Raw genomic sequence first — 16595 nt, 5'->3', positions numbered from 1 at the left:
GGAATACGAACGACTACATCGTAGGCGGAGGCTGACAGTCACCTGGCAATACGGCAACACAACCCCCATCAGTAATTGTATCCCAGTCCCTGGCGAACTGGTAAATCGTAAACAGCTCTCCGAAAATCCCTGCCCCATTCATGAGCCTACCTCCGGCGCCACCTCGCGAAGTCGACCCAGAAGAGGGCGTGTCTACACCCGGCACCCCTCGCCCGATTTGCTCACCCGGAGTTATCCGGATGGTGCCCCCATTCACTTTACGCACCAGCGGAGCTTGCCTATGGGTATCAAAATGAGAATCAGGATGAATGATCCTAACATTCCCATTCCCCGAAAAACGATCCCTCATCTCGCTCGCCTGATCGAAATCCTTGGCCACAAACACAACATTATCCGTTTGCGTTTTCTTCCCCGTTGGATCCATTTTATTCCTGACCGTTGATTCAACATTGCCGAGATTTCCCGAGGAACGCGAACTCTCATTCACATCCCAGGTTTCCACGCTAATGATCTTTCCGCTCTTCCAGGTCACCTTGATAAAGTCTGCCGTAGCTCCCGTGATTCTAAGATTTCCACCTTCGTCATAATAAGTTCGCGGCTCACGCCTTGCCAACGGCGCCAAGTCGTCCTGCCATAGATACTTGGATCCAGTCCTGGTCGCCGCGTCGTAGTACTTTCCTGCAAACCTGAGATCATCGTTCATGTATTTGAAGGCCAGTTCTTCTGAGGCATTGCCGGTCGGAGTACCGACGGTGTGAGGCTTTCCCTGTCCGTCGTAAATGACAGTCCTTCCTCCAACCTTCACCTCCTTGTTTACCGGAGGCACGTTGCTCACGCCTCCGACAGGTTCCCGGATGAGCCCGCTCGGATCTGATCGCGAGACAGGGCTGCCGTTGGAGTACGCGTACCCGTTCATCTGCAGCGGGTCCGCGATGTCGATGATCGGGTCTGCCGAGATGAAGCGGCCCGAGTTCTGGTCGTACTCGCGGGCTCCGATGTGCGTCAGGCCGGTGGTGGTGTCCTCGATGCCGACGCCGATGTAGCCGCGCTTGTTGGGCCATGACGCCGGCTTCGGGCCGCGGAGTTCGCCGTACGGCTTGGCGGCTCGACGGGTGACCACCTGACCGCTCGCCAGTGCCACCGCCGTGTTCGCTGTGCCCAAGTGGTCCGCGAGGAGGGCCGAGAGCTGGTGTCCCGTCGTCGCACCGCTGGTCGCCGTGCGGGTCACCACGGGGGCGCCGGGCTGGGCGTAGGACCGGGAAGCGCGGGTCACCGCACCGCCGCTGCCCGTCGTCACCTCCGTCTCGCCCAGGTAGAGCGTCGAGCCGGAGGGGGAGTTCTCCAGGAGGCGGTTGCCGGTGGCGTCGTAGACGTAGGTCGTCTTCTTGCCGCCCACGGTGATCGTGTCGAGCTTGTTCTCCGAGGTCCACTTCAGGTCCTGGGGCCCTGCGACCAGGTCACGGACCGTCGTGTTGCCCACCGCGTCATACGTGTACGTGCTGCTCTGCCCCGCAGGACTGGAGCCGATCGACGTCATCGTGTGCGGCTGCTTGGGGTTGTAGCCGTACGTGAAGATGACGTTCTTGGTCGCATCCGCCGGGTCGGCCTCGGTGAGGGTGGCCCGGTTGCCCAGCCAGTCGAAGGTGAAGGACTGGTGGTAGGCCGTCGCACCCGTGGCGACCGTCGCGGTGAAGGGGGCCGTGGCCGCCAGCGTCGACTTCAGGGAGGAGTCCGGGGCGGACGCGTCGGTCGCCGTGTCGGGGGCGTCGGCCACGGGTCCCGACGAAGACGCGTAGTCCGTCCGCGGGCCCCACGTCGTGCCGTCCGCCGACTTGCAGCCCGTGCCGTTGCCGGTGGGCGCGATGTTCGACGTCCAGGCGTTGGCGAGCTCGCCCATCACGTCGTAGGTGAAGCACTGGGTGTCCCAGGTGTCGCCCGAGGCATCCGAGAGCTGACGGGCGTTCGACGTGATGATGCCGGACTTGTCGTAGGCGTAGCGGCTGTCCGAGATGCGGTGTGGGCCGGCCGTCTCCCGGTCCGCGACCGTGCGCTGGAGACGTCCGGTGTAGGGGTCGACGAAGTTGGTCGTCCAGACGCGGTTCGGCTGGGAGCCCGATACCGTCCGAAGAGGTTCGCCGTACGGCGAGTAGGTGATGTCGGACGTGTACCAGGCGAGCCCCGAGGTCGACTCGGTCAGGCCGTCGCTGTTGTAGCGGGTGACGACCTTCTCGCGGGCCAGGCCGCCCACGGAGGGCAGGGTGACCGTCTGCGGCTTGCCGGTCGGCGTGTAGGTGTACGCGTACGCGTAGGTGCCGGACAGACCCGTCGTCATGGTGTTGGCGGGAATCACCGTCTCCGAACCCGTCGGACGGTACTCGGTGTCGTAGCCCGTGACGCGGCTGATGTAGTCGCCGCTCGTCGTGTGCCTGGTGGAGGCGACCGGCTGGCCGAGGGCGCCCGGCAGGGAGTCGTAGGTGAACGACTTGATCGGCGTGCCGCTTTCGGAGTTCTCGCGGACGAACTTGATCCGGCCCAGCTCGTCGTACTCCGTGTACGTGGTCCGCTGCGCCGCGTCCGTGACCTTGTACGGCCGGTCGGCCTCGTCGTACCACGTCTCGGTCTTGCCTACGTCAGGGTCGGTGGTGGAGGTCACTCGGCCCCGGGCGTCGTACTTGTACGTCCACTCGTTGCCCGCGGGATCGGTGACGGAGGTGCGCCGACCGCGGGCGTCGTACCCGTAGGTGGTCGTGCGTCCGGCGCTGGTCGTGTCGTCCTTGTAGTGGACGATCGAGGTGACTCTGCCGAGGGCGTCCGTGTAGGTCCGGGTCCGCGGCGACGTCGAGCCGGGCGGATCCACGTACGTGCTGGTGTCGCCGTACTCCTTCCTGGTCGTGTGCACCACGGTCTCGCCGTGGTACTTCGATTCGCTCACCGGCCGTTCCAGACCGTCGTAACGGAACTTGACCCGGCTCGGGACGAGCGACTTCGACTTCGGGGAGAAGAGTTCGGCGGCCGGTTCGCCCTTCGCGAGGTACGCACTGGTCTGCTCGTCCGCCAGGCCGTGGTCGTCGTAGGTGGTGTCCGTGACGACGCGGCCGGAGCCGTGCGCCTCCGACTGGGTCTGGACCTGACGCATCAGACCGTCGTAGATCGTCACCTGACGGCTGTAGGTGCCGTCGTCCTTGAGTGACTTGGTCGTGACCGCGGCGGGTCGGGACTCCTTCGAGGTCGCGATCGCCGGCTGGTACTCGATCTCGACGTTCGGCGACTTGCCACCTGAGGAACGGGACGGAGACCAGCCCTTCACGAAGCGGCCGAGAGCGTCGTACTCGCTGCGGATGATGCGGCCGTTGGCGTCGGTGACCGTCAACGCGAGGCTGCGGCCGGGGTCGAAGGTCGTGGTGACGGCGTGGCCCTTGGCGTTGATCGCCCTCACGGAAGTGACGGGTCCACCCGCGTCTCCGGGGGTGTACTGCATCTCCGTCGTGCCGGCCCCGGGCTTGGCGACGGTGCGGACCCGGCCCAGCGGGTCGTACGTCGTCTTCGTGACGACCGAGTACGAGGTCCCTGAGCCGTCCACCCCTGCGGAGGCGGTGGCCAGGCCCTTCGTGGGGGCATCGCCGTACGACTGGTTGTCGTAGGTGGTGCGGGTCGCACTGATCAGCTTCGTTGCCGGGTCGGCGGTGTCGTGGGCCGCGCAGGTGGTGCCCGTGGTGCGCTGCTGCTTCGGCAATCCGATCAGCCAGGCCGACGTGTTGTGGACGTAGGACGTCTTGGTGCAGATCTGATCGGACAGGGTCTCGCCGGAGCCGTCCGGCTTGACCACCGCCGTCTCGACCTGGGTCGGAATGCCATAGGTGTCGTCGACGGTCGTCAGGGTCCGAACGGCCTGCCAGCTGTCACCTACCTTCTGGATCTCGTCCGTGCGCTTCACGCCACTGCGGTGGGCCAGGAGCGGATCCATGTCCGCGCCGTCCTCGGCCTCACGGAACCGGGAAGCGGTCTGCTTCGACCAAGGGAAGTTCAGAGTGCGCTGCTTCGGCTTCCCCTTGTCCGAGTCGACGTAAGTGAGGGTCTCGGCGGTCATGCCCGCGTACTGCGGCTTGTCCTCGCTGACGAGCGCGTACTTCCCGGTTGAGTCCTTGACCTCGCCGCCGACGCCCTGGAAGTACCGCGTCTCGGAGTACGACTGCGCCTGTGGCACTTCTCCCGAGGCGGTCTTGCTGCCCTGGGTGACCGCCACCTGGCGGTAGCCGCGCCAGACGTCGTACGTGCGCAGGGACGGCCGGGTGAACTCGTCGTCGGACTTCGCCCAGGCGGGCTCCGAGTAGTCGTACGTGGTGTGGATCAGCTTGCCGCGTGAGGTGACCTTGTCGTTCTCGGTCACGGAGTGCACGACGTACTTGTTGAACCAGGACTTCGCGGGCTTCTTCTCGTCGCCGTCCGGTGACCACCGGACCGGATAACAGGTGCCGTTGTTCCTGCCCTTGTCCTCGGACGGCTCGCTCGCGCAGCCGCCCTTGTACTCGACCTCGATGTCGCCGCCGTGCTCGGTGGCGACCGTTCCGATGCGGGGGCGGGTGAAGGGCGGGCGCTGGTCCTTCGGACCGCTCAACACCAGGTTGGGCAGCTGGCGGTCCTTCAAGCGACCCTTCAGGGGCGAGGAGGAGCCGACCGTGTACTCGCCGAAGCTGACGCCGTCCTTGTGCTGGAGGGTGCCGGTGGTGTCACCGGGGGCGAAGCCGCGGCGGGTGATCGAGTTCAGCCAGAGACCGGGAGAGGTGTAGTACCAGTCCTCGGGGAAGGACTGGTGGAGTTCGTAGGTGTCCACCTTGCCCAGGCCGGTCTGGCCCGCGCGCGCCGCCTTCGTCGTCACCGAGTCGAGGCGCATCTGCGTCCAGAAGGACGGAAAGGCCGGGCACAGCTTCGACGTCGACTTGCAGTTGAGGTTGCCGGGGGTGTCCCACCAGGGGCGATAGGCGCCCGGGTCGGAGGTCTTCGCGAAGTTCGCCGCGTCGCAGGCCGTGGCCGACTTCAGGCAGCGCTGCGCCACGCCGAACTCGACGGTCGCGGACGGCTTGGTCAGGTCCGAGCGCATGCCGTACTCGATGGTCTTCGGGTAGGCATAGCGGTCGTACTGCTCGGGCGACTTGAACTTCTTCTTCACGGCGTAGTAGTTGGTCTCCTGCTTCCAGGTGACCACCAACGTGTTGCCGTGCACGTCGACGACCTTGTCCAGGCCCCAGCGCCAGGCCTGCTTCTTGCCCGCGCCGCAGCGCGATTCGGCGAAGGATGTGGCGTGGCAGGGCTCGCCCGGATGGTTGCCGAAGACGGGGACGGTGGAGACGGAGTCGGTGTCGGCGTGGCCGCCGCCCACCTGGTTGAGGCCGTAGTAGTACTTCGTGCCGTCCGTGGTCGTGACGATCCAGTACTCACCGTTGTTGTCGCCGTTGGTGCCGCCGACGCGGTGCTCGATCCGGGTGCCGTCGTCGCTCTCGGGCCGGTAGATCTCCGTGTCGGTCTCGGGGTTGCTGCCGGAGGCGGCGTCCCGCACCAGCTCCGTCGTCTTGCCGCCGAGGGACATCACCGCGTTGTACGAAACCCAGCACAGGTCGGACGTCTTGTCCTTCTTGGCCGTGTTGTTCGCGGCGCCGGACTTCATCTTCTTGCGGTCGTCCTGGCAGGCGCGGTAGCGGCGCTCGATGTGACCGGCGTCGTAGTCCCAGCCCTCGCCGATCCAGGAGGACTGGGGGGAGGCGACGGCGGTACGGCCGTCCACATCCTGGGAGTTGTAGGTGAACTCGATGTTCGGAGCCGGGCCGGCGGGGGCCGCCGGAACCGTCAGTGGGTACGTCCAGGTGAAGGCGCCCGAGGAGCCTCCCGCCGACCACTTGCCGCTGGAGGCCAGCGGAGTGGCCTTGAAGGTGCCGCCGGCGCCGCCGCCGGAGTCCACCGCGCCGACGACGGCCGCGTCGCCGGTCGCGGCAACCGGCGTGACCCCGCTGTCCGAGGCGCGGTAGGCAGCTTGGGCGATCGCCGGTCCATCGGACGTCGTCGACCTGGCCGAAGCAGGGGTGACGGTCCCGTCCGCCGCCGTGTCGACGGTGGCGGTGATCGATTGGGCCTGGAGGTCGTTGGTGGTCTCCAGTTCCTCGTACTCCTGGCAGGCCTCGACATCGGGCGTGGTCAGATAGCACTCGGGGAACTGGACGAAGCGCAGACGAGAGGCCCAGTCGGCGCCGTAAAGGTTCTTGAACTTCGCGTAGTCGAGCTTGACCGAGATCGGGACGGAGCCGGTCGCGGGAGCCTGGACCTTCACGACCGTGCCGTCGATCCCTTGGGACACCGCGGCGGCGCGATCGTAGACCTGGACCTGCCAGGTACCGGTCGGGGCCGTCTGGTCCGGAGCCTGGCCGAGGCTGACAGGGAGATTCCCGACAGGGGTCAGAGCGGTCTGCCGGGCTTCCCCGGTCGTACGGGCCGATGCGGGGGTCGCGCCACCGGCCGAACCGAAGTCGACCGACCCCGTGCCGGCAGCCGGTGTGGTGGCCGTGCCCGTCGGGGCCTGCTGCTGGTCCGGCGGGACGTCGACCTTGAGAGTCTCCAGATCGGGCTCGGAGACCGTTCCGGCGACGGTCTTCTCCGAGTCGAGGGGCTCCAGGCCGAGGGTCTCGCGGCCCTTCTCAGCCGTAGCCGGGTCGGGCGGCAACGCGAACGCCTGTGCCGGCAGAAGGCCAAGGAGCAACGCTGCCCCGACTGTGGGCACGACAGCGGCGCGCACCCGGCGCAGCCGACGCGAGCGGACAGACGAAAAGCGACCGAACACGGCGAGGTCCCCCCGGACCATTCGAGGCGGGACCAGGAACGGACCACGCGTGATGGCGTATCAGATAGCGGAGATTCTGTGTTGACCCTGTGGAGTTCCGCTAGATCGACTGTGGGGATGTGATGATCACCACGGTACGTAGCGCAATGTAACGGTAAGTCATGCTCGAATCTCCGTCTACCAGAAGTACCGGCATCCTTTGCATGTCTGCGATCAAGTGCGCAATTCGCTGGTTCCCGTTGCAAATACGCATCTAATCAGAGCGATTGCGGTGTGATTGGCTGACCTATATCCCAAAAACGCCCGGCCGCAGGCCGATTGGGCGCCCAGGCCGCCAACCACACTTACGAGCCTCGCCGCTGTCCGACTCATTCGCATCCCGTGGTTTGCGAAGCGTGACGGCAGCCCTCTCTTGGGCCATCATCGGCTGGCCCGGCCGAGCCATGTCCCGCGCCGGTTTCATGGGGGAAGGGGAACTCGCCGATGACGCGCAAGGAACGCAACCGGCGCCGCGTGCCCGGGGGACGGACGACCGCCGTCGTACTCACCGCGGCGCTCGCCGCGACCGGCATCACCTTCGTCGGACTCGGCCTGGACGAACCTGATTCACGCGGCACGTCGGACGGCGACCGCGCGGCGAAGCCGGTCACCGAAGCCGTCGCGCTCGCACGGGCCTCGAAGACCGGCAAGTCTGTCGAGGCCACGGCTCTGCGCACCGCGCGTTCCACCACCTGGGCGCGCCCCGACGGGAAGATGGCCAAAAAGCTCTACTCCTCCCCCATCCGGGCCAAGGTGGACGGTGCCTGGAAAGACATCGACTACGACCTGCACCACACCGAAAAGGGCTGGGAGCCGAAAGCCACCAACACCAAGATGGTGTTCTCGGCCGGCTCCAAGGCGACACGCGACGAGCAACGTGCCTCCCGGTCCGCGGCGCACCGGATATCCCTGCTCCGGGGCCTCAAGACCGCTGCCGCGGACTCGAATACCCTCGTCACCCTGACCGTCGACGGCCACGACATCCAGCTCACCTGGCCCGGTGCGGTTCCGGCGCCGATCATTGACGGTTCCCGCGCCCTGTACCCGGAGATCCTCCCAGGTGCCGATCTGGTTCTCACGGCCGATGACGACGGCTTCGCGCAGTTGCTGGTCCTCAAGAACCGGCAGGCCGCGGCCGACCCACGCACCAAACAGCTCACCTACGGCATTACGTCGGCGGACCTGTCGTTCCGTCTGAACCCGATCACGGGCGTACTTGCCGCTGAGGACTCGGACGGCCAAGAGGTGGCGCTGTCACCGACGCCCCTGATGTGGGACAGCAGCGGTACCCCTGCGGTCACCGACGGCTCGGTCGGTGCCTCCGCCCAGCCGACCGAGCCCGAGACTCCGGACCCCGTCGACACGTCCACACCCACGCCGAGCGACGACGCAAGTGCGACCGAGGAAGAGCTCGTCGAGACGGACGAGCAGATCGACCCGGACCCCGAGGAGCTCCCCTTGGCCACCGACGGTCCCGCGCCCACTCCGTCGGACGCTCCGCCGCCCACCGTCCCGGCCGAGCCGACGCCCGAGCCCTCCCGGACCGGCCCGGCAGCCACCCTCAGCCTGTCGGGGCTCGACGGCCCCTCCCCTGATTCCCGTGGTGAACTCGTCAAGGCCGACCTTTCCGGGGGGAACTGGCTCCTCACTCCCGACCAGGACTTCCTCACCGACCCGGCGACCACGTACCCGGTCTTCGTCGACCCATCGGTCAAGAAGCAGATCCAGAACTGGACCACTGCCTACAGTCGGCACCCCAACGCGACGTTCTACAACGGCAAGGGCTTCAACAAGGGCGGTACTCACGAGGCCCGGGTCGGCTTCGAGTCGGACACCTGGGGCACCTCGCGCTCGTACTTCAACATGGACTTCGACAAGGACCTCAAGGGAACGAAGATCGAGTCGGCGAAGCTGTACATGCTGGAGACGTACTCTTGGTCATGCAGCCCCCGCTCGATGAGCGTGCATCTCACCGGCAAGGTCAACGGACGGACCAACTGGAAGAACGCTCCCAAGCTGCACGACGGCAACAAGATCACCACCAAGAGCTTCGCACACGGCTTTAAGTCCGGTTGCCGGGACGCCTGGGAAGGCTTCAACGTTCGTTCGGCCGCTCAGAAGAGGGCTGACGAGGGCCGGGACAGCATCACGTTCGGAATGCGCGCCAGGGACGAGAACTCCCAGTACGCATGGAAGAAGTTCATGGCCAACGGGAACTACCCGCCCGTACTCGAACTGGTCTACAACCGCAGGCCGAGCGCTCCCACCTCGCTCGATCTCGGCCCGGACGCCAAATGCACCACCACTCAGCCGTACGCCCGGATGGGATCGGGAAGCCTCACGTTCACTGCAAAGGCATCCGACAAGGACAAGAACCTCGAATATCTCGACTTCGACCTGTGGCCGCACGGCAAGTGGGCCACCACGGGTGATCTCCTCGGCAAGACCGGCAAAGTGAGCGTCGGAGAGGACAAGGGCACCGCGCTGGAGACTACCGACGAGTTCCCCACCAGCAAACTGACCAACGGCACCCTCTACTCATGGCGAGCACGGTCCTGGGACGACGCGGGATCGTCCTCCTCGTTCTCCCCGGCGAAAACACCGTGCCGCTTCGTCCTCGACACCGCCGCACCCAAATCGCCCAAGGTCAGCTCCGCCGACTTCCCCAACGCCGACGGCGACGAGAACGGCTTCGGCAGCGGCGCCGACGACACCAAGTGGAGCACCAAGAAGTTCGGCACCCCCGGCACGTTCACCGTTCGTGCCCTCAACACGGACGTCGTGCGGTACGAGTACGGATTCAACGCGCCCAGCTACCCCTTCCACCTGGACCGCAAGGCCGGTTCCGCGACCACGGTCAGCGCGACCTTGACGAACGCCAAGCCGCCCACCGCCGGCCCCAATGTCCTGTACGTGCGGACCGTGGACAGCGCGGGCAACGTGTCGCAACCCTCGAAGTACTTCTTCTACGTCTCCCCGCGCGATCAGGCCGACTCGCCCGGCGACTTCACCGGGGACAAGCTTCCGGACCTGATGGTCGTCACCGAGGCCGGCAACCTGTCCCTCTACCCCTCCCAGGCCACGAACGATCTCTCCAAGGGCTCCGGTGACCTGGACTACTCGATGGCGGGCGCCTATCGGTCCAACCCGGACAAGGATCCGAACGGCGACGACCTGCCACCTTACGTCGCCGCGCCCTCAGGTCACTTCAAGGGCGCCCTGATCACCCACAACGGAGACATCTACGGCGGTGACGGCCTCCAGGACCTGGTGGTGCGCGTCGGCGGAAAGCTGTGGGTGTATCCCGGCGACGGCTACGGTGCCGTCAACATCGACAAGCGGGTGGAAATCCTGCTCCCCGAGGGGGCTCCCAGCCCGGCATCACTGACGCAGATCGTCTCCACGGGTGACGCCACCGGCGACGGCCGCACCGACTTCTTCGCCACCGCGGGCGACGAACTCTGGGCCCTCACCGGCTACCACGGCGCCACCATCGACCAGGCGATCCGTCTGTCCGCCTCGGCCTGGACCGAGCGCGACATCGTCACCGTCCTCGACATCACCGGCGACGGTGTGACGGACATGGTGTACCGCGCGGACGTCCACTCCCAGCTCATGCTCCGCAAGGGCAAGGCGGCAAGCGGCGGCGGCACCGACCTGGACTCCCTGTCGTCCGGCGCCGACTCCTCCGGCGGTACCGACCTCGAGTACGGTTCCGCGGGCTGGTCCATTGCCAACGTTCCCCTTCTCATCGGCACCCCGGACGCGAACGCGGACGGGATCCCCGACATCTGGTCCGTTCGCTCCGACGGTTCGGTCCGGTTCTACGCCGGTGGCAAGACCGTCCTGACGGGTTCGGGAACGGAGATCGTCGCAGCCGTGAGCTACTGGAAGACCCGCATCGCCATCGGCTGACCTCAGCGCGAGGAAAGGGGGCCGAGCGCGGACGTCCGCGGTCGGCCCTCGCGGTTTCCCCTCTTCCCCGCCCTTCCTTCTCCCATCTCCCGCCCCTCCCCCGCTCCGGTGTCCCCCGTTCCGTCGACCCTCGCGCGACCGTCCGCTGTCGCTCCCGCCGTTCCGCCGGGCCGCGTTTTAACCTGACGGCATGTCAGATGATGAGTCGTACGAACTGCTCGGTTTCGACAACATCCTCCTGCCGGTCGGCGACCTCGGCGAAGCCGTCGCCTTCTACGGGCGGGCCGGTTTCGACGTCGCCTTCCAGCTCGACGAGGCCGGGATCGCCCTGCTGAAGGTGGGCAAGGAGACCCCCGGACTGCTGCTCCGGCTGGAGGACGAGCTGCTGCACCGGCCGCCGGGGTGGGCCGCGGCGCGGGTGTGGCTGGAGGTGCGGGACGCCCGGTCCGCCGCCCGCGCCCTCACCGCGGCGGGCATCCAGCCGATCGACCCGCCGTTCTCCGTGGCCACCGGCTGGACCGTGGAGTTCGCCGACCCCTGGGGGAACGTCGTCGGCCTCACCGACTACACCAAGCGCCCGGAACTGGCCCGCACGTCCTGACCCCTCCGCGCCCCACCCCCTCCCACGTCCGGGCCCCACCCACCCCCTCCCGACCCTCGCTTGAACATGTTCAAAAACAGGTCTACTGTCTCCTCGACAGCACGTTTTGAACGTGTTCAAAGAACCCGGAAGGGGTGGGGGCATGGACCTCACGGTCGTCGCGTACGTCATTTATCTGCTGGTCAGCGTGGGTCTGACGGTCTGGGTGGCGAGGACGCTGAGCAGGAACGGGCGGATCTTCCTCGGGGATGTGCTGCGAGGGAACGAGAAGCTCGCGGACGCGGTGAACCACCTGCTGGTCGTCGGGTTCTACCTCGTGAACCTGGGCTTCGTGGCCCTCTACCTGAACACGGACGGCGCCATCGAGAGCCCCCGCGAGGTGTTCGAGGCGGTGTCGGCGAAGCTCGGCGTGGTGCTGCTGGTGCTGGGGGCGCTGCACCTGGGCAACGTGTTCGTGCTCAACAAGTTCCGGCGGCGGGGCGCCATGGAGCGGGAGCAGGTACCGCCGGTCGCGCCGCAGGGCTGGACCACGCACGGGGCGCCCTCGGTCCCGCCGGCCGGGGCGTGACCCCGATGACGGCGATCGAGGCCGCCACGGGCCGGGGCGCCGAGCGCGTCCCGGTCCGCGGGCTCACCGTGCTCTACGACGCCCGCTGCACCCTCTGCGTCTTCGTGCGGGGGTGGCTGGGCCGGCAGCGGCAGTTGGTGCCGCTGGACTTCGTCGCGGCGGGGTCCGAGGAGGCCCAGCGGCGCTTCCCCGCGCTCGACCACCGGGCGACACTCGCGGAGATCACCGTCGTCGGGGACGCCGGGCAGGTGTACCGGGGCTCCGCCGCCTGGATCGTCTGCCTGTGGGCGCTGCGTGAGCACCGGCCGCTGGCCCACCGGCTGAGCACCCCCGCCGGGGCACGGCTCGCCCGGGGCGCGGTGCTCGCCGCCGCGAAGTGGCGGGGCGTCGAGCAGGGAAGCGGTACGCGCGGGGCGGCCGGCCGGCCGCAGTGGGGCGGCAGCATCTACTCCGGCGCGGACGGCTGGACGTACGACCCCCGGCAGGGGTGGACGTACACCGCGCCCCAGCCCGACGCCCCGTCCGTGGCCGCACCCGACGCCCCGTCCGTGGCCGCACCCGACGCCCCGTCCGGAACCGCGCCCGGCGCCCCCTCCCCCGCCCTCCCCGGCGGCTGCGACAGCGGTGCCTGCCCGACTGGTTAGGCTCTGCCCGTGCCCGCAGTGAACGACGAACCCAGCGCAGAGCCCGGCCCCGAGTCCTCCGCCGTGGCGCAGCCACCGGGCGCCGCCGACGACGGGGCACCCGGCGGCCCCCGGGGCGGCTCCGGCAAGTCCGAGCAGACCCGCGCGCTCATCCTGGAGACCGCCCTGCGGCTCTTCCAGGAGCGCGGGTACGACAAGACGACGATGCGGGCGATCGCCAAGGAGGCCGGGGTCTCCGTCGGCAACGCGTACTACTACTTCGCCGGCAAGGAGCACCTGATCCAGGGGTTCTACGACCGGATCGGCGCGGAGCACCGTGCGGCGGTGCGGCCGGTGCTGGAGCGGGAGACGGATCTCCAGGCGCGGATCGCCGGGGTCCTGACGACCTGGCTGGACGTGGCCGAGCCGTACCACGAGTTCGCGGCGCAGTTCTTCAAGAACGCGGCCGACCCGGACAGCCCGCTCAGCCCCTTCTCCCCGGAGTCGTCGGGGGCGCGCGAGGAGTCCATCGCGATCCACCGCGAGGTCCTCGCCGGTTCGAAGGCGAAGGTCCCGGAGGAACTCCGCGAGGTGTTGCCCGAGTTGATGTGGCTCTCCCAGATGGGCCTCGTCCTCTACTGGGTCTTCGACCGCACGGAGGGCCGCGAACGCAGCTACCGCCTCGCGGAACGAGGGGCCCGCCTGACGACCAGAGGGGTCTCCCTGGCCCGCTTCCGCGTCCTGCGCCCCCTCGTCCACGAGGTCCACGAACTGTTCACGGACTTCCTGCCGGGCATGACGAAGGTCCTGCCGGACCCGGGGGCCGCCGAGAAGAGCAGGTGATCACTTTCGGGTGAATGGGGTCGAACGGGTCCTCTGGCCTCGCTCCTGCCCACGATGTTGGCCTCGACCCCAGCCCACAGGAGGCACGCGATGTCCGCAGCATCCGTCGACCGGCCCCACGGCCACCGTCCGCTGATCGCGGAGGCGAACCGGATCGTGGACCGGCTCCCGGGGTACCGCGTCGAGATCATCGGCGGCACGATCGTTGTGACGCCGCCCCCCGACGTCGGCCACGCCCGTGCGTTGTCCAGGTTGCGGACCCCCTTCATCGCCGCGGGCCTGGCCGGCGGAGAAACCGAGGTACTCGAGGGTGTGGGGGTCTGGCTGCCGAACGGAGCCGAAGACTATGCGATCCCGGATCTCGCGGTCGTCGACGCCGACATCGACGACCACCTCATCGAGAACAACTGCTACGACCCGATCGCATTCCGTCTCGTTCTGGAGGTCACCTCCAGCAACTACGAGAACGATCTTCGTGGCAAGGTCGGCGCCTACGCCCAGGCGAAGATCCCGGTGTACGTCATCATCAACCGCCAGCACCAGCGCGTGCACGTGCTCACCGAGCCGACCGGGGGCGAGTACCAGACCCACCGTATCCACGCCCCCGGCGAAACCGTCACGCTGCCCAGGTCGATCGGCGCCGAAGTCACCCTGGACGTCGACCTGATCCTCAAGGCCGGGCAGACGAAGGTCAGCTGACCGCGTCCACCTCCCCCTCCGTCACCCCCGCCAGCTCCACGTCGTACACCAGCGGGGCCTCCCCCACGACCACCTGTCGTGCGCGGGACGTGTGCGCCGGTGATGCCGCCGCCAGGAGGTACGCGCCCGGGCCCGGCACCGCGACGATGTACGAACCGTCCGCCAGCGACGCCACCCGGTCCAGCCTGCGGCCGCCGCGGGTCAGCAGGGTCACCTCGGCGTCCCCCACCGGCTCACCGTCCGCCGTGCGGATGAAGCCGTGGATCACGGAGGCGGGCCCGCCGCTCTCCGACCCGGTCGCCGGTTCGACGGCCGCCGGCTCCTCCTTCGGCTCCACCGCCAGATGCGGCAACCGCTTCTCCAGCCCCGCCGGCAGCCACCAGTTGGCCTTGCCCAGCAGATGCATCGCGGCCGGCACCAGCGCCGTCCGCAGGATGAACGCGTCCAGGGCGACGGCCGCCGCGAGGCCGATGCCGGCCATCGCGGCCTCCAGCTCGCCGCTCAGCACGAACGCGCTGAACACGCAGATCATGATGAGGGCCGCGCAGTTGATGACGCGGCTGGTCTCGGCGAGGCCGACCCGCACGGCGCGGGCGTTGTCCTTGGTGTGGACCCACTCCTCGTGCATCCGGCTCACCAGGAACACCTGGTAGTCCATGGAGAGCCCGAAGAGCAGGGAGAGCATGATGACCGGCAGGAACGCGGCGATCGGGCCCTCCTTGCCGACGCCGAGCAGTTCCGTGCCCCAGCCCCACTGGAAGATCGCCACCAGGACGCCGAAGGACGCGGCCGCCGCGACGAGGTTCATCAGCGCGGCCGTCAGCGGCACCACCAGGGAGCGGAAGGCGATCATCAGCAGCAGGAAGCCCAGCGCGATGATCGTCGCGATGAAGTAGGGCAGCCGGTCGCCCGTCACGGACGCGAAGTCCTTCGACACCGCCGTCACCCCGCCCACATGGGCCTCCGTCCCGTACGCCGGGATCACGTCGTCCCGCAGCCGGTCGATGAGCCGGTCGGTCCGCTCGTCCTGCGGCGAGGTCGTGGGGACCACCTGGATCACCGTGACCCCGTTCGCGGGCGGTACGGCGGCCACCTGGGCCACACCCGGGGTGGACTCGATGCGCGAGACGAGGCCCTTCGTGTCCGTGCCGTCGACGACCACCTGGAGGGGGCCGTTGAAGCCCGGGCCGAAACCCTCCGCCAGGAGGTCGTACGCCTGCCGGGTGGTCGTCGTGTCCCGGTGGTTGCCCTGGTCGGAGGTGCCGAGCCGGATCGACAGGACCGGCACGGCGAGGACCAGCATCACCACGAGCGCGAGCACGGCGGTCGAGCGCGGGCGTCGCTCGACGTACGCCGACCAGCGGGCGGCGAGGCCGCTCGTCGTCTCCGGTTCTGGCCCCGCGGCCGCGAGCCGGCGCCGCTGGCGGCGGCTGAGGACCCGCGGGCCCAGCAGCCCGAGCAGGGCCGGCAGCAGGGTGACCGCGGCGAGCACGCTCAGCACCACGGTCAGCGAGGTCGCGATGACGACGCCGTCCAGGAAGCGGAGGTTCATCACCAGCATGCCGGCGAGCGCGATGCACACGGTGCCGCCCGCGAACAGCACCGCACGGCCGGAGGTGTTGAGGGCGGTCACCGCCGCCTCCTCCGGTTTCATGCCGCGCAGGATGCCGCGCCGGTGCCGGGTGACGATGAAGAGGGCGTAGTCGATGCCGACGCCTAGACCGATGAGCGAGCCGAGCAGCGGGGCCACGTCCGGGATGTTCGTGGTGTGGCTGAGCAGGGCCGTGGCCATCATGCCGGTGCCGACGCCCGCGATCGCCACCACGATCGGCAGCAGCATCGCGAAGAGCGAACCGAAGGCGAGGAAGAGGACGACGGCCGCCGCGAGGATGCCGACCGCCTCGGACGTGCCCTGGGTGGCCTCCTGCGCCCGGGCGATGGCCTGGCCGCCCAGCTCCACCTGGAGTCCGTCCCGTTCGGCGTCCCGCGCCGTCTCGATGACGTCGTCGATCAGCGCCTTCGGTACGGAGTTCGCCTGCTCGGTGAAGGTCACCTGGGCGTAGGCGATCGTCCCGTCCCGGCTGACGCCCGCGCCGCCGCCCGCGGCGCCGGCCTCGTCGTACGGGCCGGTGACCTCCCCGACGCCGTCCATCCGCCCGATCCGTTCGAGCGCGGGTTCGATCCGGGACCGTACGGACGCGTCCCGTACCGACCCCTCGTCCACTTTCCACACCACCGTGTCGACGTCGCCCGCCCGTTCCGGGAACGCCTTGTCCATCAGGTCGTACGCGCGCTTGGAGTCCGTGTCCGGGAGCGAGAAGACGTTCACGTAGTCGGTGCCCGCGGCCGAGCCGGCGAAGCCGACGCCGCACACCGTCCCCACCCACAGCAACAGGACCACCAGTCGGTGCCGATAGCACCACCGTGCCAGTGTCGCCACGATCAACTCTCCTTCTGCGGCGTTCGTTGGGTCCCCCAGGT

General features: G+C 68.2%; 7 protein-coding genes and 1 pseudogene. 6 read left to right on the top strand and 2 right to left on the bottom strand.

Features of this window, described 5'->3' with window-relative positions; all coding sequences use genetic code 11:
- Positions 1 to 13 precede the first annotated feature (13 nt).
- Positions 14 to 6847 carry an RHS repeat domain-containing protein gene (locus tag ACZ4Z2_RS12500; RefSeq protein ID WP_468075028.1) on the bottom strand — a complete coding sequence of 2278 codons (6834 nt, stop codon included), beginning with the start codon at positions 6845 to 6847 and terminating at the stop codon, positions 14 to 16.
- A 462-nt stretch (positions 6848 to 7309) separates the two neighbouring features.
- Here ACZ4Z2_RS12500 and ACZ4Z2_RS12495 point away from each other — a divergent pair, with 462 nt between their 5' ends.
- From ACZ4Z2_RS12495 to ACZ4Z2_RS12470, 6 genes and pseudogenes are all read left to right on the top strand, one after another.
- The gene (locus ACZ4Z2_RS12495; RefSeq protein WP_468075026.1) at positions 7310 to 10780 is read left to right on the top strand and encodes a DNRLRE domain-containing protein; all 3471 of its coding nucleotides are present in this window, start codon (positions 7310 to 7312) and stop codon (positions 10778 to 10780) included.
- Positions 10781 to 10970: 190 nt separating this feature from the next.
- Positions 10971 to 11381 (top strand): VOC family protein, encoded by a 411-nt coding sequence (locus tag ACZ4Z2_RS12490; RefSeq protein ID WP_468075024.1) that lies wholly within the window; start codon positions 10971 to 10973, stop codon positions 11379 to 11381.
- A gap of 142 nt (positions 11382 to 11523) precedes the next feature.
- A complete protein-coding gene (locus ACZ4Z2_RS12485; protein ID WP_468075022.1) occupies positions 11524 to 11949 on the top strand; it encodes a hypothetical protein in 426 nt (141 codons plus the stop codon).
- A 5-nt stretch (positions 11950 to 11954) separates the two neighbouring features.
- Positions 11955 to 12455: pseudogene (locus tag ACZ4Z2_RS12480) on the top strand (thiol-disulfide oxidoreductase DCC family protein); the annotation flags it as partial.
- Between the two features lie 201 nt (positions 12456 to 12656).
- The gene (locus tag ACZ4Z2_RS12475; RefSeq protein ID WP_468075121.1) at positions 12657 to 13415 is read left to right on the top strand and encodes a TetR/AcrR family transcriptional regulator; all 759 of its coding nucleotides are present in this window, start codon (positions 12657 to 12659) and stop codon (positions 13413 to 13415) included.
- Positions 13416 to 13505: 90 nt separating this feature from the next.
- Positions 13506 to 14114, top strand: a complete 609-nt coding sequence (locus ACZ4Z2_RS12470) for a Uma2 family endonuclease (protein WP_468075020.1) — start codon at positions 13506 to 13508, stop codon at positions 14112 to 14114.
- Here ACZ4Z2_RS12470 and ACZ4Z2_RS12465 read toward each other — a convergent pair.
- Positions 14107 to 16545, bottom strand: coding sequence for an MMPL family transporter (locus ACZ4Z2_RS12465; RefSeq protein ID WP_468075119.1), 2439 nt, complete (start codon positions 16543 to 16545; stop codon positions 14107 to 14109). The two genes, ACZ4Z2_RS12470 and ACZ4Z2_RS12465, sit on opposite strands and share 8 nt — an antisense overlap.
- Between the last annotated feature and the right edge of the window lie 50 nt (positions 16546 to 16595).

Source organism: Streptomyces sp. NPDC030183 (genome assembly GCF_055573455.1).
This window is presented reverse-complemented; position numbering and strand designations above follow the sequence as displayed.